At 72.3% G+C, this 20,102-nt stretch carries 21 protein-coding genes; 8 read left to right on the top strand and 13 right to left on the bottom strand.

The window, feature by feature from the left end; translation table 11 throughout:
* Positions 1 to 38 precede the first annotated feature (38 nt).
* The 3 genes from ACFUNE_RS34230 to ACFUNE_RS34220 all read right to left on the bottom strand — a co-directional run bounded on the left by ACFUNE_RS34230 (position 39) and on the right by ACFUNE_RS34220 (position 3,514).
* A complete protein-coding gene (locus ACFUNE_RS34230) occupies positions 39 to 1,421 on the bottom strand; it encodes a DUF2637 domain-containing protein (RefSeq protein WP_383576220.1) in 1,383 nt (460 codons plus the stop codon).
* Between the two features lie 182 nt (positions 1,422 to 1,603).
* Positions 1,604 to 2,440 carry a DUF3558 domain-containing protein gene (locus tag ACFUNE_RS34225; RefSeq protein WP_383576218.1) on the bottom strand — a complete coding sequence of 279 codons (837 nt, stop codon included), beginning with the start codon at positions 2,438 to 2,440 and terminating at the stop codon, positions 1,604 to 1,606.
* Positions 2,441 to 2,695: 255 nt separating this feature from the next.
* Complete coding sequence (locus ACFUNE_RS34220; protein ID WP_383576215.1) at positions 2,696 to 3,514, bottom strand: DUF3558 domain-containing protein; 819 nt, start codon at positions 3,512 to 3,514, stop codon at positions 2,696 to 2,698.
* 171 nt (positions 3,515 to 3,685) lie between these two features.
* Here ACFUNE_RS34220 and ACFUNE_RS34215 point away from each other — a divergent pair, with 171 nt between their 5' ends.
* Positions 3,686 to 4,879, top strand: coding sequence for an RtcB family protein (locus ACFUNE_RS34215; protein WP_383576212.1), 1,194 nt, complete (start codon positions 3,686 to 3,688; stop codon positions 4,877 to 4,879).
* Positions 4,880 to 4,983: 104 nt separating this feature from the next.
* Here ACFUNE_RS34215 and ACFUNE_RS34210 read toward each other — a convergent pair whose 3' ends face one another.
* The 3 genes from ACFUNE_RS34210 to ACFUNE_RS34200 form a co-directional block, all read right to left on the bottom strand.
* On the bottom strand, positions 4,984 to 6,627 hold the full coding sequence (locus ACFUNE_RS34210; protein ID WP_383576209.1) for an alpha/beta hydrolase: 1,644 nt from the start codon (positions 6,625 to 6,627) through the stop codon (positions 4,984 to 4,986).
* A gap of 276 nt (positions 6,628 to 6,903) precedes the next feature.
* Positions 6,904 to 7,662 (bottom strand): SDR family NAD(P)-dependent oxidoreductase, encoded by a 759-nt coding sequence (locus ACFUNE_RS34205; RefSeq protein WP_383576207.1) that lies wholly within the window; start codon positions 7,660 to 7,662, stop codon positions 6,904 to 6,906.
* A gap of 62 nt (positions 7,663 to 7,724) precedes the next feature.
* A complete protein-coding gene (locus ACFUNE_RS34200; RefSeq protein ID WP_307126497.1) occupies positions 7,725 to 8,060 on the bottom strand; it encodes a YnfA family protein in 336 nt (111 codons plus the stop codon).
* A 146-nt stretch (positions 8,061 to 8,206) separates the two neighbouring features.
* Between ACFUNE_RS34200 and ACFUNE_RS34195 the strand changes: the two genes are divergently transcribed.
* Positions 8,207 to 8,722, top strand: coding sequence for a hypothetical protein (locus ACFUNE_RS34195; protein WP_383576204.1), 516 nt, complete (start codon positions 8,207 to 8,209; stop codon positions 8,720 to 8,722).
* Positions 8,723 to 8,834: 112 nt separating this feature from the next.
* Here ACFUNE_RS34195 and ACFUNE_RS34190 read toward each other — a convergent pair whose 3' ends face one another.
* On the bottom strand, positions 8,835 to 10,343 hold the full coding sequence (locus tag ACFUNE_RS34190) for an FAD-dependent oxidoreductase (RefSeq protein WP_383576201.1): 1,509 nt from the start codon (positions 10,341 to 10,343) through the stop codon (positions 8,835 to 8,837).
* 85 nt (positions 10,344 to 10,428) lie between these two features.
* Between ACFUNE_RS34190 and ACFUNE_RS34185 the strand changes: the two genes are divergently transcribed.
* Positions 10,429 to 11,004: a TetR family transcriptional regulator gene (locus tag ACFUNE_RS34185; protein WP_383576198.1), complete on the top strand. Its 576-nt coding sequence runs from the start codon at positions 10,429 to 10,431 to the stop codon at positions 11,002 to 11,004.
* A gap of 77 nt (positions 11,005 to 11,081) precedes the next feature.
* Here the strand turns inward: ACFUNE_RS34185 and ACFUNE_RS34180 are convergent, their stop codons facing one another.
* Together ACFUNE_RS34180 and ACFUNE_RS34175 are read right to left on the bottom strand one after the other, a co-directional pair.
* Complete coding sequence (locus ACFUNE_RS34180) at positions 11,082 to 11,831, bottom strand: Mut7-C RNAse domain-containing protein (protein ID WP_383576195.1); 750 nt, start codon at positions 11,829 to 11,831, stop codon at positions 11,082 to 11,084.
* Positions 11,832 to 12,021: 190 nt separating this feature from the next.
* On the bottom strand, positions 12,022 to 12,858 hold the full coding sequence (locus ACFUNE_RS34175; RefSeq protein ID WP_383576192.1) for a DUF6597 domain-containing transcriptional factor: 837 nt from the start codon (positions 12,856 to 12,858) through the stop codon (positions 12,022 to 12,024).
* An 82-nt stretch (positions 12,859 to 12,940) separates the two neighbouring features.
* Here ACFUNE_RS34175 and ACFUNE_RS34170 point away from each other — a divergent pair, with 82 nt between their 5' ends.
* The gene (locus tag ACFUNE_RS34170; RefSeq protein WP_383576189.1) at positions 12,941 to 13,519 is read left to right on the top strand and encodes a TIGR03086 family metal-binding protein; all 579 of its coding nucleotides are present in this window, start codon (positions 12,941 to 12,943) and stop codon (positions 13,517 to 13,519) included.
* Here the strand turns inward: ACFUNE_RS34170 and ACFUNE_RS34165 are convergent.
* Together ACFUNE_RS34165 and ACFUNE_RS34160 are read right to left on the bottom strand one after the other, a co-directional pair.
* Positions 13,446 to 13,757, bottom strand: a complete 312-nt coding sequence (locus ACFUNE_RS34165; protein ID WP_383576186.1) for a hypothetical protein — start codon at positions 13,755 to 13,757, stop codon at positions 13,446 to 13,448. The two genes, ACFUNE_RS34170 and ACFUNE_RS34165, sit on opposite strands and share 74 nt — an antisense overlap.
* A 331-nt stretch (positions 13,758 to 14,088) precedes the next feature.
* Complete coding sequence (locus tag ACFUNE_RS34160) at positions 14,089 to 14,508, bottom strand: MerR family transcriptional regulator (protein ID WP_383576184.1); 420 nt, start codon at positions 14,506 to 14,508, stop codon at positions 14,089 to 14,091.
* A gap of 350 nt (positions 14,509 to 14,858) precedes the next feature.
* Here ACFUNE_RS34160 and ACFUNE_RS34155 point away from each other — a divergent pair, with 350 nt between their 5' ends.
* The 4 genes from ACFUNE_RS34155 to ACFUNE_RS34140 all read left to right on the top strand — a co-directional run bounded on the left by ACFUNE_RS34155 (position 14,859) and on the right by ACFUNE_RS34140 (position 19,049).
* Positions 14,859 to 16,361: a SulP family inorganic anion transporter gene (locus ACFUNE_RS34155; RefSeq protein WP_383576181.1), complete on the top strand. Its 1,503-nt coding sequence runs from the start codon at positions 14,859 to 14,861 to the stop codon at positions 16,359 to 16,361.
* Between the two features lie 362 nt (positions 16,362 to 16,723).
* Positions 16,724 to 18,412, top strand: coding sequence for a SpoIIE family protein phosphatase (locus ACFUNE_RS34150; protein WP_383576179.1), 1,689 nt, complete (start codon positions 16,724 to 16,726; stop codon positions 18,410 to 18,412).
* Positions 18,409 to 18,630, top strand: a complete 222-nt coding sequence (locus ACFUNE_RS34145; protein ID WP_383576176.1) for a hypothetical protein — start codon at positions 18,409 to 18,411, stop codon at positions 18,628 to 18,630. Before ACFUNE_RS34150 ends, ACFUNE_RS34145 begins: the two co-directional genes overlap by 4 nt.
* Entirely contained in the window at positions 18,627 to 19,049 is a 423-nt protein-coding gene (locus ACFUNE_RS34140; RefSeq protein WP_383576173.1) for an STAS domain-containing protein, read from the top strand. The genes ACFUNE_RS34145 and ACFUNE_RS34140 overlap by 4 nt, the downstream gene beginning before the upstream one ends.
* A 37-nt stretch (positions 19,050 to 19,086) precedes the next feature.
* On the opposite strand, the gene ACFUNE_RS34135 is transcribed toward ACFUNE_RS34140, so the two are convergent.
* Both ACFUNE_RS34135 and ACFUNE_RS34130 read right to left on the bottom strand, forming a co-directional pair.
* Positions 19,087 to 19,458, bottom strand: coding sequence for an STAS domain-containing protein (locus ACFUNE_RS34135; protein WP_383576170.1), 372 nt, complete (start codon positions 19,456 to 19,458; stop codon positions 19,087 to 19,089).
* Between the two features lie 105 nt (positions 19,459 to 19,563).
* Positions 19,564 to 20,049 (bottom strand): ATP-binding protein, encoded by a 486-nt coding sequence (locus ACFUNE_RS34130; protein ID WP_383576167.1) that lies wholly within the window; start codon positions 20,047 to 20,049, stop codon positions 19,564 to 19,566.
* Positions 20,050 to 20,102 lie beyond the last annotated feature (53 nt).

Below are 20,102 nucleotides of genomic sequence, written 5' to 3'. Positions count from 1 at the left end.
CTCAGCGGCCCGCCCTTCCTCTCTGTCCGCCGGCGCCGCTACGCGATGTGGTCGGCGGCCATCTCGTTGTCGAAGCGCTGCTTGAAGCCGGGCAGCAGCCTGCGGAGCAGGGCGGCGCTGTGCGGGTGGCGGACGTTGTGGCCGTCCGAGAGGTGGATGTCGAGCACCTCGGCGCTCGGGTAGTCCTGGTGCTGGTGGGTGTACGCCGTGAACACGTCGTACGCGATCTCGCCGAACTCGATCTCGGTCTGGGCCCATTCGGCCGGGTCGGCCTCCTGCGGGGCCAGGTCCTGCCGGGCCGCGTCCTGCCGCACCGGCTCGGGCTGCTCCTGGAGCGGTCCGGCCTCCGGCTCGGCGGCGCGCGGGTGCGGGAAGGCGCCGATCGTGCCCACGTTGCCGAGCGGGCGGGTCCGGCCGGGGCCCGAGGGGATCATCATCGGGCTGGAGTCCGTGCCCTCGTCGTACTCGGGGTCGTACCCGCCCTCGTACACCTCGTCCTTGGGCGCCGCGAACCAGGGGCTGCCGTGCGAGCCGGGGCCCTCCGGGTACTGCTGCTCGAACTCGTCCTGCTGGACGAACCGGTCCTGCTGGTCGTACTCGTCCTGCTGGTACCGGTGCTCCTGGTCCTGCCGGCGGCCGCGTTCCGGCTCGCTCTGCGGATCGGGGACGTACGGGAGTTGGGGGTGCTCCTGCGCGGTCTCCACGGCGGCCGGGGCCGGCGGCAGCAGAGCCGGCTCGATGCCCGCGGCGGCCAGGCCGGCCGGGGCCGTCTCGGCCAGCGGGACACCGTACTTGGCCAGACGCAGCGGCATCAGCGACTCGATGGGCGCCTTGCGGCGCCAGTTGCGGCCGAAGCGGGCCTGGAGACGGGCCTGGTAGATCAGCCGGTCCTGTTCGAGCTTGATGACCTGCTCGTAACTGCGCAGCTCCCACAGCTTCATCCGGCGCCACAGCTTGAACGTGGGGACGGGGGAGAGCAGCCAGCGGGTGAGGCGGACGCCCTCCATGTGCTTGTCGGCCGTGATGTCCGCGATCCGGCCCACCGCGTGCCGGGCGGCCTCGACGGCGACGACGAACAGGATGGGGATCACCGCGTGCATGCCGGTGCCCAGCGGATCGGGCCAGGCGGCGGCGCCGTTGAAGGCGATCGTCGCCGCGGTCAGCAGCCATGCGGTCTGGCGCAGCAGCGGGAACGGTATGCGCATCCACGTCAGCAGCAGGTCCAGCGCGAGCAGGACGCAGATGCCCGCGTCGATGCCGATCGGGAAGACCAGGGAGAACTGGCCGAAGCCCTTCTCCTCCGCGAGTTCCCGTACGGCGGCGTACGAGCCCGCGAAACCGATCGCTGCGATGAGCACGGCGCCGGCGACGACGACCCCGATGAGTACGCGGTGCGTGCGTGTCAGCTGCATTGCGGCCACCCGCGATCCCCTCCCGACTTCGATGAACCCGGCTCCACTTCGGCATCCGGGGCGGGCACAGCCTGGCACATGCCCGCCGGGCGCGTTGCGTGGGGAGGGGCCGAAGCCCGGTACCCGCAGGAGTACCGGGCTTCGTCAGGGCGCCTCGGAGCAGGGGAGTTCGTGCCCCTGCCCGGTCGTGGTCACGCCTTCCTGGACGCCTTGGCCGTCGTCTTGGCCGTCGTCTTGGTGGACGACTTCGGGGACGTCTTCGGGGACGCCTTGTCCGAGGCCTTCGGGGACGTCTTGGGGGACGGGGCGTCCGCGGACTTCTCCGTGTCGTCGGCACCGACCGCTGCGACGGCCTCCTTGGCGGCCTTCTGCGAGTCCGCGAGGATGTCGGCGGCCGAGGGGGTCTTGGCGCCTGCGAAGCCGGCCCCGTTGTAGGTGACGCTGACGAGGACGTTGCCCGTGCGGGCGAGGACCGTCGCGTACTCGAAGTCCTCCTTGGACTTGCTGAGGCCGTACGTGACGGCGGTGGCCTGCTCGCCGAGCCCGGCGACGGGCTTGGCCGCGGGCTTCTCGGCGCCCTCGGTCGCCTGGGCCTTGGCGACCTGCTTCGTGTACTCGTCCGTCGCGCGCTTGGCGCCGCTGCCCAGCGACTGGTCGGACTCGAAGCGGGTGAAGCCGATGTCGAGCCAGCGGTACTGCGAGCCCTTCACGCCGTTGTCGTCCAGGCCGTTCCAGGCGCAGCTGCCGCGGGAAGCGGTGTCGCTGGACTTGCCCGGGGTGCCGCCCTTGGTCTTGGCCTTCGGGACCAGGTCCTCGATCGTCTTCTTGGCGACCGACGTGCAGGCGTCCGGCAGCGTGTCGAACTTCGCGGGCTCGACGGTGGGCTCGGCCTTCTTCGTGCTCGGCGAGGACGCGGCGCCCGATTCCTTCGCGTCGCCGGAGTCCGACGAGCAGCCGGCGGCGACGAGCATCACCGGAACGGCGGCGCAGGCGAGTATGCAGGACAGTCGCGGGGCTGATCGGTGCATGGTTCCTTCACTCGGACGGCACGGCGGTGTCGGTCGTGCGGGCGGGCAGTCGTGCGGGCGGTCGGGCGGTACTGCGGTCGGGCGGTTGCGTCGGCCGGGCGGGGCGCCGGGCCGTACGTCGCGGTGGACGCCGCTCCGTACGTCGGCCGTACGCCGGTCGGGGGCCACGGTACGACGGACCGCGAGCGGATGCCGCCTCCGGCCGGAGGCCCCGGGATGCTCCGGGGGCCCCGGTGGGGGGCCCGCCGGAGTGGGTCACTCGCTGAGGGTCTCGGCCAGTTTCCGCGCCAGGGCCTGCGCCTTCTCCTGCAGTTCCCTGCTGTCGGGTACCTCGGTGACGCGGGCGGGCTGCTCGGTGTACTGGACGGTCACGATGACGTTCGATGTGCGGAATACCACGCTCACGGTGCGGTGCTGCGCGGTGGAACCCGCCCGGGTGAGCGCGTCGTCCAGGAACGCGGCGTCCCCGAGCTCGTCGAGCAGCCGCGGCCGGAGGTCCTCGTCCGGGTCGGTGCCGGTGGTGCTGCCCGACGGCTCGCCGGAGGGCGTGGCGGAGGGTGTGCCGCTCGGGGAGCCGGCCGGCTTGCCGCCCGGGGACGAGGAGGCCGGTCCGTCGGGCGTCTCGCTGGGGGTGGCACCGCCCGGCGCCGGGAGTGCGGCCGCCTCCTGCTTCGTCGCGTACACCTCCCGGGCGCGGTCGTCGTCGCTCACCGAAGGGTCGTACGACACGACGCGCTCGAAGTCGATGGACAGGTTCCGGGAGGCGTCGGGGACGTCCGACTTCCAGCGGCAGCCGACCTTGCGGTCGGTGTCGTAGGTGACGGTCGCCGTGCCCTCGTACACCTTCTCCTGCTGGTCCTCGGGCAGCTGGGCGGCGCCCGGCAACAGGTCCTTGAGGGTGGAACGCGGTACGGCACGGCAGGATTCGGGCAGCGTCCGGTACTTCCCGGGAGGCGCGGCCGTGACCGTGGGGCTGCCGGGCTTGCTGTCGGCGTCGGGGTCGTCGGCGTCGGAGCCGGCGCTGCAGCCGGCGACGAGCGCTACGAGAAGCGCGACGCCGGGTACGTACGCCATGTGTCGCACGGTCCCAGGCTCCCTTCGGTACGAAAACGGGTTGCCGCTCGATGGCGGCCGATGGACACAATGTGTATCGCACGCGCCGCTGTGAATGCCGGTCGGCCGACCTTTATGCCGACCTCGGCACCGGTTTTGCGCTTTCAGTCTTTTCGGGGGAATCGAGGGGTTATGTCGTATGTAGAGGTACCGGGTGCGCAGGTTCCCATCCGTATGTGGGCGGACCCGGCGTCGGTCGAGGACGGCGCCATGCAGCAGCTGCGGAACGTGTCCACGCTGCCGTGGATCAAGGGCCTCGCCGTCATGCCGGACGTCCACTTCGGCAAGGGGGCGACCGTCGGCTCGGTGATCGCGATGCACGGCGCGGTCTGCCCGGCCGCCGTGGGCGTGGACATCGGCTGCGGGATGTCGGCGGTGAAGACCTCGCTCACGGCCAACGACCTTCCGGGAGACCTCTCGCGGCTCCGGTCGAAGATCGAGCAGGCCATCCCGGTGGGCCGGGGGATGCACTCCGACACGGTCGACCCGGGGAAGCTCCACGGCTTCCCGACCAGTGGCTGGGACGACTTCTGGTCGCGCTTCGACGGGATCGCCGAGGCGGTCAGATTCCGTCAGGAGCGCGCCACCAAGCAGATGGGGACGCTCGGAAGCGGGAACCACTTCATCGAGTTCTGTCTCGACGAGGCCGGCTCGGTATGGCTGATGCTGCACTCCGGGTCCCGGAACATCGGCAAGGAGCTCGCCGACTTCCACATCGGGCAGGCCCAGAAGCTTCCGCACAACCAGGGCCTCGTCGACCGTGACCTGGCGGTCTTCATCGCCGACACCCCGCAGATGGCGGCGTACCGCAACGACCTGTTCTGGGCGCAGGAGTACGCCAAGTACAACCGCGCGATCATGATGGGCCTCTTCCAGGACGTGGTCCGGAAGGAGTTCAAGAAGGCCCGGGTCACGTTCGAGCCCGTCATCTCCTGTCACCACAACTACGTGGCGGAGGAGCGGTACGACGGCATGGACCTGCTCGTCACCCGAAAGGGCGCGATCCGTGCGGGCTCGGGGGAGTTCGGGATCATTCCCGGGTCCATGGGAACCGGCTCGTACATCGTGAAGGGGCTCGGGAACTCGAAGTCCTTCAACTCCGCCTCGCACGGTGCGGGCCGGCGGATGAGCAGGAACGCGGCCAAGCGCAGGTTCTCGACACAGGACCTGGAGGACCAGACGCGGGGCGTCGAGTGCCGTAAGGACTCCGGCGTGGTGGACGAGATCCCGGCGGCGTACAAGCCGATCGAGCAGGTCATCGACCAGCAGCGCGATCTGGTCGAGGTCGTCGCCAAGATCAAGCAGATCGTGTGCGTGAAGGGCTGATCGTGTGCGTGAAGGGCTGAGGCCCGGCGCCGCACGCGGAAGGCAGGCCCCGGACCGGCCGCGGTCCGGGGCCTGCTGTTGTACGGAGGGTCCTCAGGACGTTCTCAGGAGAGGCCGGCGGCCGTGGCGCCGCCGCCGGTGGAGACACCACCAGTCGGCTTGGGGGCGGTGAAGGGCGGGGTGTCCTGCCGGCACGTCGTTCCGGCCGGCGGAAGAACTCCGTCGACGAAGTACCGGCTCTCGTGGTCCTGGACGCAGCTGCTGGGGTTGAGGAGCGCGGTGTGGCCGTACCCCTCGTTGGTCAGCAGGCGTGCGTCGGCAAGCTCCTCGACCATGGCCCGCGAGTTCGGATAGGCGGTGGAGGGGTCGTAGGTGGTGCCGACGACCAGGACGGGGTTCGCGGTCCGTCCGTCCCACGGGCCGGTGTAGCGGTCCGGGGAGGCGGGCCAGGTGGTGCACCCGGCGGTCGCCCAGGTCCAGAAGCGACCGGCATCGCCCGCGCGGGCGGCCGAGGCCTCTTCCAAGGAGGGGTAGACACCTGCGTCACGCGGATTGGGGCTGTCGCCGCAGAGCACGGCCGCCGCCTGCTCCTCGCCCAGGTACGGGTTCGGATCGGGGACCGGCGGTGCGGGCGGGAAGGGCGCGGGCTCCGGTGCCCGGCCCTGCCACAGCTCCTGCAACCGGCCGGCGAGGTCGGCCCACCCGCTGACGAGGTAGAGGCTGTTCACCGTGTCGGCGACCGTACGTGCGTACGTCCACGTGTCCACGGGCTCCTTCCGCAGCCGCTCGGTCAGCCGGTCGAACTTGTCCCTGGTCGCCATCGGGGTGCCGGCGGAGAAGGCGCAGCGGGCGGTGGTGGTGGATCCGCACAGGTCGAGGAACTTGTCCAGGGTCGCCGCCGCGCTGCGGTCCGATCCGACGCGCAGGAACGTCGTGAGCCGGGCGTCGTCGGACGAGTGGTTCGTCCAGGCCTGGGGGCCTATGTTGCTGTCGAGAGTCATGGCCCGGACCTTGCCGGGGAAGAGGTTGGCGTAGGTGGCGCCCAGGATCGTGCCGTAGGAGATCCCGTAGTAGTTGAGCTGTGGCTCGCCCACCGCGCGGCGTAGCTGCTCGAGGTCGCGGGCGGTGTCGGCGGTCGACACGTGGCGCAGGAGCTCGGGGTCCTTCTTCTCGCAGCGGCGGACCAGATCCGCGTACGCGGCGGTGAAGTCCTTCTGCTCCTTCTCGCCGACCGGGAAGCCCACGGCCTTGCTCGCGTTCCAGTCGGCGGCTTCCTGGGGAGTCGTGAAGCAGTTCACGGCGGTGCTGTTGCCGATTCCGCGGGGGTCCCAGCTGACGATGTCGAACCGCTCCCGCACCTCGCGGGGGAAGAACTCCCAGTTCTGCGGCATCTGGACCGTCCCGGGCCCGCCGGGGCCGCCGGGGTTGAAGAACAGGGTTCCGACGCGCTTTCCGGGGCCGGTCGCCTTCCGTCTGACGACGGCCAGGTCGATGCTGCGGCCTCCCGGGCGGGCGTAGTCCAAAGGCACCTCCGCGGTGGCGCAGTCGAACGGACTGCCCTGGACGCAGGGTCTCCATTCCAGCTGTGGGGCGGGCACGGAGGGCGGCGGTGCGGCGTCGGCCGCGACGTGGCCCGGCCCGGTCAGTGCGGTCGAGCAGGACATCACCGCGGCGATGACAGCGGCGTGGCACCGCCGGCCCACTATGAACCCACGCAGGGGGTGTGCGGGCAGGGGGAGTGCGGGCATGTTCCGGCCTCTCTCTGGTGACTGAGCGCCCGAGCCGGCCGACCACCCGGACCTCGGCACGCACCTGTGTCCACAACACAGCGGTCCACGACGGCGCGCGAGGCATGCGCAGCCGATCGGCCGACGAGGTCCGCGCCGAGAGGTGCCGCCGAGGGAGAGGCCGCCGGGACGGCCGGGCCCGCACACACGCGAGCCCCGGACTCCCGTGGCGGGATCCGGGGCTCGTTCCAGCTGTGTGCTGTGTGCCATCCGTCGGGCGGCCGTCGGCCGTCGGCTTCAGAGCGTGCGGTGGACCTTGGAGTTGGAGGCCTGGGCGCGGGGGCGGACGACCAGGAGGTCGATGTTGACGTGGCTCGGCCGGGTGACGGCCCAGGTGATCGTGTCGGCGACGTCGTCGGCGGAGAGCGGGGCGTCGACGCCCGCGTAGACCTTGGCGGCCTTCTCGGTGTCACCGCGGAAGCGCGTCGTGGCGAACTCCTCGGTCTTGACCATGCCGGGTGCGACCTCGATCACGCGGACCGGGGTGCCGACGATCTCCAGCCGGAGGGTCTCGGCGAGCACGTGCTCGCCGTGCTTCGCGGCGACGTAACCGCCACCGCCCTCGTACGTGGAGAGGCCGGCGGTGGAGGAGAGGATCACGATCGTGCCGTCCCCGCTCGCGGTGAGGGCGGGGAGCAGGGCCTGGGTGACGTTGAGCGTGCCGATGACGTTCGTCTCGTACATCTGGCGCCAGTCGGCGGGGTCGCCTGTGGCGATGGAGTCGGCGCCCAGCGCGCCGCCCGCGTTGTTCACGAGGACGGCCAGGGAGCGGAACGCGGTGGCGAACTCGTCGACCGCCGCGCGGTCGGTGACGTCCAGGGCGTACGCCGCCGCCTGGTGGCCCGCTTCGGTGAGCTCGGCGGCCAGGGCCTCGATGCGGTCCTTGCGGCGTGCGGTGAGCACCACGCGGTATCCGGCGGCGGCCAGCTGCCTGGCGGTCGCGGCGCCGATGCCGCTGCTCGCACCGGTGATGACGGCGATGGGGGTGGCGGCCATGCGAACTCCTCGGACAGCTGATCGGTACGGGGCCAGGATAGGCGGGCGGTACGGGTACGGGTTCAGTGGTTGCGGGGGGCGTACATGATCAGCGCCATGCCTGCCAGACAGATCAGCGCGCCGGTCACGTCCCAGCGGTCCGGGCGGTAGCCGTCGGCGACCATGCCCCAGGCGATCGACCCGGCGACGAACACCCCGCCGTACGCCGCGAGGATGCGGCCGAACTCCCCGTCCGGCTGGAGTGTGGCCACGAATCCGTAGGCACCGAGGGCGATCACCCCCGCACCGATCCAGATCCAGCCGCGATGCTCACGCACGCCCTGCCAGACGAGCCACGCGCCCCCGATCTCGAAGAGCGCGGCTACGACGAAGAGGGCGACGGAACGGGCGACGAGCATGGGGCCAGCGTGCCATGCGGGGCGGGACGCGGGTGCCGGGGCGGGTGAGCGGTGCCGGCCGCCGACGGTGGGCCGTGCGAGTGGGGGAAGTGCGACGAACCGGTCATCACATAGGGATGATTGGGTGTTATCGGTATCTTCTGCTCATGCGAGTGACGCGTAGTGCAGTGCTGAAGGCGCCCGCCGCGGCGGCGATGGCGGCGGCCGTGGTGCTGGGTCCGGGGCTGTCCGCCGTGGCCGAGCCCGCACCGCGGGGCATCGCGCAGCGGGCGATCGCGCCGGAGGCGGACGTGTCCCACCACGGACGTGTCTCGCTCACGGAGGAACGGATCGGGGTCCAGCTGTTGACCGGGAACCGGGGGCCGTCGCCGCTCGCGGACGCCACCGTGCGCCTGCGCTTCTCCGCGCCGCTGGCGGCCTGGCAGCGGCTGCCCCGGCGCTGCATGCGCGGCGGCAGCAGCACGGTCCTGTGCGCGACCGGACCGCTGCGCGTGGCCGGGGACGCGCGGCGCACGGCTCTCGGCCTGCGCTTCGCGGGCCGGCCGGCCGAGGTCGTGGTGCGGGTGGACACCGTCTGGAACGGCGGTGCGAGCGACCGGAACCGGCGGAACGACACGCGTGAGGTGCTGGTCCTCTCCACGGGTGACGCGTACGTCTTCTGAAGCGGTGCCGGGTGGTCTCGGGTGGTCTCGGGTGGTCCCGGGTGGTCCCGGGCGGTCCCGGGTGGTCCCCGGCGGTGCGGGTCCCGGCCGGTGCCGGGCGTCTGGCGGACGGTCAGCGGCCCCGGGTGGACGATGGGTTGCCGAGGGCCTGCCGCAGGGCGTCGGGGTCGGCGTGCTCGCCCGCCCAGGCGATGTAGCCGTCGGGGCGTATGAGCAGGGTGGTCGTGCGGTCGCCCGTCCAGTGCGCGTGGACGAGCGGTGCCGGCCCGGTGAAGCCGGGGGCGTCCGGCGGCGTGACCAGGACGAAGGAGCCCTCGCGCAGGAGCTCCAGGAGACGGCCCTCGGCCAGCCGCAGGTCGGGGGAGCGGCTGCCCGTGAGGCGGTGGCTGCCCTTCGGTGCGTCGTACGAGATGCCCACGCCGGAGATTCTTCCGATGACCTTGTCCGAGGCCGGCCGGACGATGGACACCGCGTGGGCGACGGCCGTCCGGGCGAGCCGCTGCCACGGGGTTCTGGCCATGGCCAGGCGGATGATGGCGCCGCTGGCGCGCAGGACCTGGGTGCCTACCGGGTGCCTCTCGGCGTGGTAGCTGTCGAGGAGTGCTTCGGGGTCGGCCGCATGCCCGCGCAGGACGGCGGCGAGCTTCCAGGAGAGGTTCGCCGCGTCCTGGAGGCCGGTGTTCATGCCCTGGCCGCCCGCCGGCGAGTGGACGTGGGCGGCGTCTCCGGCGAGGAAGACCCGGCCGGTGCGGTAGGCGGGCACCTGGCGTTCGTCGCTGTGGAAGCGTGAGATCCAGCGGGCGTCGTGCATGCCGTAGTCGGTGCCGAGCGCGAGACGGGCTGTCTCGCGCAGCTCGTCGAGCTCCACCGGGTCGTTGTCGTCGGCCTGATGGGTGCGGTTCCAGCCCATGACGCGGTACCAGCCGTCGCCGAAGGGGGCGATGAAGGCGAAGGCGTCGCCCGCGCCGTTGACCGTGAGGAGCGCGGAGGGCTCCTCGGTGAGCCGGACGTCGGCCAAAACGATGGACTTGATCACGGACTCGCCCGGGAAGGGCAGCCCGAGGGCCATGCGGACGGAGCTGCGCACCCCGTCGGTCCCCACGAGATACCGGGCCTCGACGGTGGACCGGGTCCCGTCCGCGTCGCGTATCGCCGCAGTGACCGTGTCGCCGTCGGCGGACTGGCTCAGGCCGAGCAGCTCGGTCCCGAACCGGATGTCCGCGCCTGCCTTGAGCGCGCGGTCCCTCAGGAGGTGCTCCACCTCGTACTGAGGGGTGATGAGGAGGAACGGGAAGCGGCTGCGCAGCCGGGTCAGATCGAGCGAGAGCCGTCCGAAGAGGCGCAGGTGGGTGAGGGCCGTGCCGGTCTTGATCAGCGCGTCGGCGAGTCCTCGGGCGTCCAGCACCTCCAGGGTGCGTGCGTGCACGGCGAAGGCCCGGGTCAGGGTGCCCGCCTCGGCCGGGCGCCGCTCGACCAGAGTGACCGACAGGCCCTGGACGGCGAGGTCGCCCGCCAGGAGCAGCCCTGCGGGGCCCGCGCCCACGACCACGACATCGGTGGTGCCGGCGTAGCTGGATCCGGTGCTGGACGTGCCGGTCATGACGGCCTCCGAGTAGCTCATGCCAACGCTTGTTGGTCAACGCTTGTTGGCAACAGTAGGTGGGCGCATATGGCTTGTCAACGGATGTTGGCCTACAGTTGTTGGCATGACAGTGCGCGCCTCCTCCGCCCCCCGTCGCTCGGACGCCACCAGGGCGGCGATCCTCGAAGCCGCCCGCGAGCGGTTCGCCGCCGAGGGGTACGAGCGCGCCACCATCAGGGCCATCGCCCGCGACGCGAGCATCGACCCGTCCATGGTGATGCGCTACTACGGGTCCAAGGAGGGGCTGTTCGCCGCCGCGTCCGTGATCGACCTGCGCCTGCCCGGCCTGGGAGCCCTGCCCGGCAAGCACGTGGGCGCGGTGCTGGTCGGTCACTTCCTGGACCGCTGGGAACAGGACGACGTGCTGACGGGTCTGCTCAGGGTCGGCGTCACCAATGAAGCGGGGGCCGAGCGGATGCGGGCCGTCTTCGCCGAGCAGCTCGGGCCGGTGGCCGCCGGGGTCTGTCCCGATCCTGCCGACGCGCCCCGCCGCGCCGCGCTCGTCTCCACGCAGATCCTGGGCATGGCGCTCGCGCGGTACGTCCTGCGTATCGAGCCCGCCGTGGCCATGTCCCGCGAGGAGATCGTCCGCTGGCTCGCACCCACGGTCCAGCGCTACCTGACGGCCGAACAGCCCTGACGGCGGGCGGCGCCCAGGGGCTGCGTGAGGGATGTGGCGCCCGCGGTCCGATCGGACCGGAGGCGCCCGGCGGTCTCTCAGGCCGTCGGAGCCTGGCGGCCCGCCCCGCCGAACTCGCCCATGGCGTCCGCCACGATGCCCTCCAGGCGGGCGTGGTGGGCGCCGCGCCAGTACACCCGGCCGCAGGCCGTGCACTGCGCGAACACGTCGTAGGACGCCTGCGTGCCCTGCTCCAGGCGGGAGCTCACCGAGTCCTTGTCCGCTTCGGCGAGTTCCCCGTTGCACGCGGTGCAGCGCGTCCACGGCGCCAGTACGGGGGCGAAGCGTCCCAGGATGTCGCGGAGCTGCTCCTCGGGCCGGTCGCTGTAGACGTACGCACCCGCCCAGATCTCCCTGCGCCGGAGCAGCCCCCGGTCGCGGGAGAGCATGACGCGCTTCTGCTCCGCCGAGAGGGTGGCCAGCGCCGGATCGCCGATGTCCTCGCTCTCGTACGCGGCATCCACGCCCAGGAGCCGCAGACGCCGCGCGAGCGTGCCCAGATGTACGTCGAGCAGGAAGCGCAGCGGCGCGCCCGGGACCTGCTGGGGGCGGTGCACCGCCCTCACTTCGACCAGCTCGCCGGCTCCGGGGATGTGGGAGACGGGCACAGGGCGGCCGTCGACCAGGAGCTCCCCTGCCTCGGTGAGCGGGACGCCGAGCGACTCCACGACGTGTCCGAGGGTCGACGAGCCGTCCGTGGCGACTGCCGTGCGCCCGAGGCGGCGGTCGTGGGCGACGAAGAGCCGCAGCTCCGGGGCTACTTCGAGGGTGATCTCGGGTCCGTTCACCCGGTCAGGATGCCATTGCGCGGGGGCGCGCGGCGAAGGGATTCCGGCAGCCGTCCGGCGCCGGCCCCGCGGGTCCCGCCGGCGCCCCTGCCGGCTCCGGGACGGGAGCCGGTCCGTCGACGCCGCACGGCGGGGGCGGCGCCGCATCGGTGGTGCACGCGTGTCGACGCCGCACGGCGGGGGACGGGAGTCAGCGCTGTGCGAAGGCTGTCGGGGGCACACCCACCGTGGCCGTGAAGTCCCTGACCAGGTGCGCCTGGTCGCTGTAGCCGAGATCGGCGGCGAGCTCCGCCCAGTCGGGCTCCGGATCCGTCCCGGCGCGCTCCAACGCCTCGTGGATGCGGTGGCGGAGGATGACCCACTTGGGCCCGACCCCCACATGGGCGGAGAACAGCCGTTGCAGTGAGCGCACGGACATGCCTCCCTCACGGGCGAGCGCGTCCACCCGCAGCAGCGAGCGGTCGGTGCGCACGAGCTCGGCGAGCTCCGCCGCGAGCTCCGCCTGTGGGTCCGGTGGGGGAACGAGCGGAAGCAGATACGCGTCCAGTGCCGCGACCCGGGCGTCCTCGTCGGCCGGGCCGAGCACGGACCGCGCCGTCCCGGAGGCCGGAGGCCCGCCCGCGGGGGCGGCCAGCACCTCGTCGGCGGGGACCCGGCGCCCGGTCCACTCCGACACGGGCCGGTGAGGGGCGAAGGGCCGGAAGGCGCCCGGCCGGAACTTCACGCCGCACACCCGCCCCCTGCCCTCCAGCCGCTGGCTGAACAGGCCCTGCACGACGCCGTAGACCTCGGCGAAGCCGGTCCGTTCCGCCTCGCTGCCCGGCTCCGTGCGCTGGAAGACCAGGTGGACGCTCGGGTGCGGCACCACCTGTGAGGTGTAGGGCTCCGCAAGGTCCCAGTCGATCAGCCAGTAGTGCTCCAGATGCTGCCGGAGCGCGGGGGCGGGGTCGCGGAGGCGGAAGCGGACGTGGGTGAACAGGTCGGGGGCGTCGACGATGCCCCGTGTCTCGCGTCGGGGTCCGGCCATGATCGGATCCTAGGACGGACGGACCACCGCGCTGACGTGTTTCTTCAAGACGCCACGTCCTGCGGGGCGCATCGTCGGGAACATGAAGACGATCAGTGAACTCCTCGAGGAAGCCGCCGCCCGGGCCGTGCCCGTCGTGCGGGGCATCGACGACGGTCAGCTGGCCGAGGGCACGCCGTGCGGCGAGTACGACGTCCGGGCCCTGCTGAACCACCTCTTCACCGTGATCGAGAATTTCCGGGCGCTCGCGGTCAAGGGCTCGACCGACTTCAGCCGGACGGATGATGTCGTCACGGGGGACTGGCGCGGCCGGTTCGACGACGCGACGGCACTGCTGGTGAAGGCCTGGGCCGAGCCCGGCGCGGAGGAAGGGACGCCGGGGAGCATGGGGATGCCGGCCAGAACGGTCGGACTCATGGTGCTGGGGGACCTCACCGTGCACGCCTGGGACCTGGCCAGGTCGACCGGCCAGGACTTCGAGCCCGACGCCGCCGTGGTGGCGGAGCTGGGCCCCGGGCTGGAGGAGCTGGCCCCGCAGGCACGGCAGATGAAGGTGTTCGGCGAGCCGTTCCCCGTGCCGCCCGGCGCTACGGCCTTCGAGCGGGCGCTGGCCGTGACGGGCCGCGATCCTGGCTGGAGTCCGACGCCCCGCTGCCCGTGAGGGTGCCACCGGCCGGGTGAGGGGCGGCCGGGTCGGCGTAGAGCCTGCCGAGGGCCGCGTACGCCTTGTCGACGACGGCCTCGGCGAGGAGCACCGCCTCGCGTGCGGCGAGGCGGGACGCCCGGCGTGTGTAGGGCGGCGGGGGCTTCCGCCGCCGGCGCCGGCAGTCGCAGACGGCGTACACCCCGCTCGCGACGACCACGGCCGGTACGGTCAGGGTCAGCAGCAGGTCGTCCATGCCGGGAGCCTCCTCGGGGTTCGTGCTTCTTGCATCGGCAACCCCGGCGGTGCGGCTGGAGATCATTCTTCGGCCAATGAATGGCCGAAGGGCGCCCTCCCGCACCCGTTGGTACGCGCTCTTCGACGAGCGCCCGCGCCGGGTGGTGGACGAGTGCCGCGACCGGTGTCGCTTCCGGTGAGTGCCGCTCCCGTTGCCCGCCGCCGACAGGTGCCGGATGCCTGGACGTCACGACCACCAGCAGGTGCCGGATGCCTGGACGTCGCGACCGCCAACGGGTGCTGGACCGGCGGGACATCGCGACCACCAGCAGGTACCGGGCCTCCCGGCGTCACGCCTCCGGCGGCCCGCCGCGGTCCAGGCGCGTACGCAGGGTGAGGGCGAACTCCTCGGCCCGCGCCAGCTGGACCCGTACCTTCGCGACCTGCTCGGACGCGGACCTCTCGTACGTGCGGACCCGTTCGAGGAGTTCGTCGCGCTCGCCCGCGGTCAGCTCCTCGTCCGTGTCGAGACGGTCGACGGCCTCCAGCAGGTCCCGCATCTCGTCGAGGGTGAAGCCGAGGGGCTTCATCCGGCGGATGACCATCAGCCGGGCCACGTCGGCCTCGGTGTACAGCCGGAACCCGCCACGCGAGCGGGCGGAGGGGGCCACGAGGCCGGTCTCCTCGTAGTGCCGGATGGTGCGCAGCGACAGCTCGGTGCGCGCGGCGACCTCGCCGATCTGCATGTGCTCGCCGCTCACGGTTCCCATGTGCCCTCCCACTCATGCCGTGACCACAGGGGAGGACGGCGTTTCGATCCCTACCCTAACGTTAGGGTAGAGTTGCCTGTCGCAAGTCCGCCAGGGGCCGATGACGTCTCCGACGCACGACGGGCCCGCGGGCCCCGGTGCCCGGCGCGATCCGCCTCCCGGCGCCGATCCGCTCCCGGCGGGAGCGCGTGCGTCAGCACCGCCGCTCACCCCCGGCGACAGCCCCGCGCTGTCCGCCCCCCATGCTTCCGTCCGCCGTCGTGGACGATCCGCGGGATGCCGTCCGGCCTCCGCGCCCCGCACGCCCCGGTACGCCGGGCGTGCCCGAGCAACGACAGGTCACGCCTTCCTTGTCCACATCCGTACTGTCGCGGGCCGGCCGGCCCGGCGGGTTCCGGCCGTCCTGGCTGTCGCCGAAGGTCCTCCGCACCGAGGTCCTGGCCGGTCTCGTCGTCGGGCTGGCGCTGATCCCCGAGGCGATCTCGTTCTCGATCATCGCCGGTGTCGACCCGGCGGTCGGCCTGTTCGCCGCGTTCACGATGGCCGTCGTCATCTCCGTCGTCGGCGGCCGGCCCGCGATGATCTCGGCCGCGACGGGCGCGGTCGCCCTCGTCATCGCTCCGCTCAACCGGGAGCACGGGTTCGGCTACCTGATCGCGGGAGTGATCCTGGGCGGGGTCTTCCAGATCGTCCTCGGAGCGCTCGGGGTCGCCAAGCTGATGCGGTTCGTGCCCCGCAGCGTGATGGTCGGCTTCGTCAACGCGCTGGCGATCCTGGTCTTCATGGGTCAGGTCCCGGAGCTGAGCGACGTCCCCTGGCCCGTGTATCCGCTGGTCATCGGCGGGCTGGCCCTGATGGTCCTCTTCCCGAGGATCACCCGGGCGGTCCCCGCCCCGCTGGTCTCCATCATCATCCTGACCGCGATCACCGTGGCCGCGGGCATCGCCGTACCGACCGTCGGTGACAAGGGCGAGCTGCCGTCGTCCCTGCCGGTTCCCGGCCTGCCGGACGTCCCGTTCACCCTGGACACCCTGACCACCGTCGCCCCCTACGCGCTGGCCATGGCGCTGGTAGGCCTGATGGAGTCGCTGATGACGGCCAAGCTGGTCGACGAGATCACCGACACGCACTCCAGCAAGACCCGCGAGTCGATCGGCCAGGGCATCGCCAACATCGTCACCGGCTTCCTCGGCGGCATGGGCGGTTGCGCCATGATCGGCCAGACCATGATCAACGTGAAGGTCTCCGGCGCCCGTACCCGGCTGTCCACGTTCCTCGCGGGCGTCTTCCTGATGGTGCTGTGCATCGCGTTCGGGCCGCTCGTCTCCCGTATCCCCATGGCGGCGCTCGTCGCGGTCATGGTCATGGTGTGCTTCGCGACCTTCGACTGGCACTCGGTCGCGCCCAGGACCCTGAAACGGATGCCCGCCGGCGAGATCGCCGTGATGATGATCACGGTGGTCTGCGTCGTGGCCACCGAGAACCTCGCCGTCGGTGTCGTCGTCGGTTCGGTCACCGCCATGGTCATCTTCGCCCGGCGGGTCGCCCATCTCGCCGACGTCACATCCGTCACCGACCGGGACGGCGGCCGGGTGGTCTACTCCGTCTTCGGCGAGCTCTTCTTCGCGTCGTCCAACGACCTCGTCGGCCGGTTCGACTACGCCGGCGATCCGGGCGAGGTCGTCATCGACCTGAGCGCCGCGCACATCTGGGACGCGTCGGCGGTGGCGACGCTGGACGCCGTCACCACGAAGTACGAACAGCGCGGCAAGAGCGTGGAGATCACCGGTCTCGACGAGCGGAGTGCCGACCTCCACGGCTCCCTCAGCGGCCGGCTCGCCGGCGGTGGCTGAGGCGCCCGGCGCCTGAGGGCGCGTCACTCCGAGGGGCGGCTGCCGCCGCTCCCGCACACCGCGCCGGCGTGAACCGGAGCACACGGTCCGCGCGCACCGCGCCCCCCATGAGAGCGCCTCGCGGGCACGCCCCGCACGCTGCTCCGGGCCGCCCCCGAAGTGCCCCGCGGGCACGCTTCGTACGCCGCTCCGGGCCACCCCGGAGGAGCCTGGCGAAGACGCTCCGTACACCGCTCCGGGCCGTCCCCGTGGCAGGGGGGCGGGTTGCCATACGCTCCTCGGCTGGGCAATGGTTGCCGAAGGGAAAGCAATCTTCGTCCAGTTGGAAGGTGGTGCGACTCGCTTCGGGCGGGTCCCCCCTCATGGCTCCTCCGAAGGAACACATCGCTACGAGAACGCAGCACCCGTCCACGTCCGACCTGTGGGAAACGGCCCCCTGCCCCGTGATCGTCGTCGACCGGGCCGGAACAGTCGTCGACCTCAACCCGGCCGCCGGCTCGCTCCTCGACCGCGCGGTCCCGGGCGGCGCGCTCACGGCGGCGGCGCCCGCCTGGCTGACACGCGCACATGGGCAGACGGCGGCGGTCCCCGCCGCCCGCCCGGCCGGTGACGACCCGGTGCCCGCAGCCCGTCGCCCCGCGTTCCGGGGGCGGATCGGTGCGCGGAGCTTCGAGGCGCACCCGGTCCCGCACCGGAACGGCGACGTGGTGTGGTGGCTGGTCGACGACACCGGCCGGCGGCTCGCCGAAGACGACCTGGCCACGGAGCGGAAGCGGACCGACTTCCTGGCGGAGGCGTCGAACACCTTGCTCGCTTCGCTGAACACCGACCGCTGTATGCAGGTCACCGCGCAGCTCGCCTCCCGGCACCTCGCCGATGCCGCCGTCGTCGTCCTTCCCGCGTCGGGGCGGAAGCTGCCCGTGGCGTACGCCGTCGAGGGCGGGGCCGCGGTGCGCGCCACGGTGACGGCGGACCCCGCCCAGGTCCCCGGCCTGAGTGAGGCGCTGCAGGGATTCCCGCCCGTCCCCTCCCGGTGGATCGACCCCGCCTCGCTGCCCGACTGGCTGATCCCGGAGGGCTTCGGCGGCACCGTGGGCTCGGCGGCCGTCACCCCTCTGCCGGGCCACGGCGTCCCGGCCGGCGTCCTGGTCCTGCTGCGCGGCGCGGGTTCCGCGGAGTTCAACGAGAGCGAGGAGGTCTTCGCGCGGCTGTTCGCCGCACGGGCCGGTGCCGCGCTGTCCGCCGCACGCCTGTACGCGGAACAGAGCGGCATCACCCGGACCCTGATGCGGGATCTGCTGCCGCCTTCGCTGAACCGGGTGAACGGAGTCGAGTTCGCCGGCGGCTACCGGCCCGCCGCCGCACAGGACCGGGTGGGCGGCGACTTCTACGACGTGCACCCGGGCAGCACGTCCGAGGACGCGTCCCTCGCGGTCCTCGGCGACGTGTGCGGAAAGGGCCTGGAAGCGGCCGTTCTCACCGGCAAGATCCGCAACACGCTCCAGGCGCTGACGCCGATGGGGGGCGACCACGAACGGATGCTGCGCCTGCTCAACGGGGCGCTCCTCAACTCGCACCACACACGCTTCGCGACCCTGGTGCTGGCGTCGGTCCGGCGGGAGGCGAGCCGGGTACGCCTGCGCCTCACGTCGGCCGGCCATCCCGCCCCGCTGGTGATCCGCAACGACGGCCGCGTCGAGGAGGTCGACACCCGGGGGACCCTGGTCGGGGCCCTGCCGCGCATCGAGGCCCGGACCGTGGAGACCGACCTCCTGCCGGGCGAGACGTGTCTGCTCTACACCGACGGCGTCACCGAGGCGCGCGGTGGCCCCCTCGGCGACGAACTCTTCGGCGAGGAGCGGCTGATGCGTGCCGTGTCGGAGTGCGCGGGCATGCCGGGCACGGCTGTCGTCGAGCGTGTCCAGATGCTCGCGTCGCAGTGGCTGCACGACGGCAGGCACGACGACATGGCGCTCGTCGCGATCACCGCCCCGCCGAGCACCCACCTGAGTGCGGTGGACGGCCACACCCGGGGCAGGTACACCGCATGACGCACACTCCTGCCGAGCCCCGGACGCGCGGCCTCCAGGACCGGTTGTGGGCGGCGGTGACCGACCGGAACGAACACCCCGCCACCGCGGTGGCCCTCGGCGCCCTGGGTACGGAACTCAAGGACTTCCCCCGGTCCACCAGGCTGCTCGACCGGGCGCACCTCGTCCCGGACGCCCTCCTGGCGACCGCCGGCCACCACCCACGGAGCCCTGGATGACCGATCACCTCTGTCCGCCCCTCACCCTGACCGCCGAATCCGCTCCGGGTGCCGTACGTCTGCGGCTCGTCGGTGACCTGGACTTCGACACCGGCGAGCAACTCGTGGAGCGTGCCCGGGAGTGCCTCGCCGACGATCCGGACCTGCGCGACCTCTTCATGGACTGCGAGCGGCTACGGCTGTGCGACTCGACGGGCCTCTCCAGCCTCCTGCTGATCCACCGCGGCACGGCGTCACGCGGAGTGGTGCTGCACCTGGAGAACCCGCCCGCCTTCCTCCTCAGGCTCCTGGACGTCACCGGAACCGGCCGGCTCTTCGCCCTCGACGGGGCGGGCGCGCGGGCCGAGGGCGCGGAGGACGGGCAGCCGTCCGGCGGGACCCCGTACGGCGCCGTGCAGCCGCCGGCGCCGTACGGCTGACACGACGGCTCGGGCCGGCCCATTGAGCCTCCAGAGGTCAGGAGGCGGCCGGCGGCGCGCCGATGGCCGCGTCGAGCGACGGGAAGCTCCGGAGGACCCGGTCGACACCCGCGGTCCGCAGGAGCCGCGCCAGGGACGTGCCCGGTGAGGCGAGGCGCAGGTCCGTCCGCCGGTGCACCTCGATGAGGAGACTCAGGAACGAGGAGTCCGCGAAAGTGACGGCGGACGCGTCCAGCACGACGGCGCGGTGCCCGGCCACCGCCTGCCACAGGGCGATGAAGAGGGGATCGATGGTGTCCGAGTCGAGATCGCCCTGGGCCCGCACGACCCAGCAGCCGCCGGTCTCGCCTTCGGACGCCACCACGGGCGGGCCGGCCGGTGCGGATCTGTCGAGGGGCTCGCGGACCATGCGGGGATTATGCCAACTGCTCGCGCCTGCCCGCGCGGACGCCCTGCCATTCGGGTGGCGGCTTGCGGCCACGTGCCGCCCGCCGCCTGAGGGGCGACGCGCCCCTCAGGCGAGGGCGACCAGCGCGACGATGTTCTTGCCCCCGGGGAGGTACGTGACGGAGACCTGCTTCGCCAGCCTGCGCACCAGCATCCATCCGTAGCCGCCGACGGGGTTGGTGCCCGGATCGCGCTTCTCGGTGACCGGCGCCCGCGTGCTGGCATCGGCGACGGTGAGGAGGAGGCCGTCGTCGGTGATCTCCGCGGCGAAGCCGGTGAGCCCTCCGCCGTGCCTGACCGCGTTGGTCACGAGCTCCGACGTCACCAGCAGGGCGTCGGCCACCACGACATCGGCCGGGCCTTCCCCGCCCAGCCCGCAGAACTGGGCCTCCAGGAGCCGGGTGACGACGTCACGGGCGGCGGCCGCGTTCCGAGGTACACCGGGCGGGCGGCCGGTGTCCGTCGGCGGCCCCGGGGCGGGCGAGACGACGACCTCCTCCGGTCCATCGGCCGGATTCGTGCCGTCCCGCAGTACTTCTCGTTCCCCGTTCATTATTCTCTGCGCCTGCCCGACCGTGCTCCGGTCACACTCCCTGCCGGGGGTCC

This window comes from Streptomyces sp. NPDC057287 (genome assembly GCF_042667905.1).
Classification (GTDB): domain Bacteria; phylum Actinomycetota; class Actinomycetes; order Streptomycetales; family Streptomycetaceae; genus Streptomyces.
This window is presented reverse-complemented; position numbering and strand designations above follow the sequence as displayed.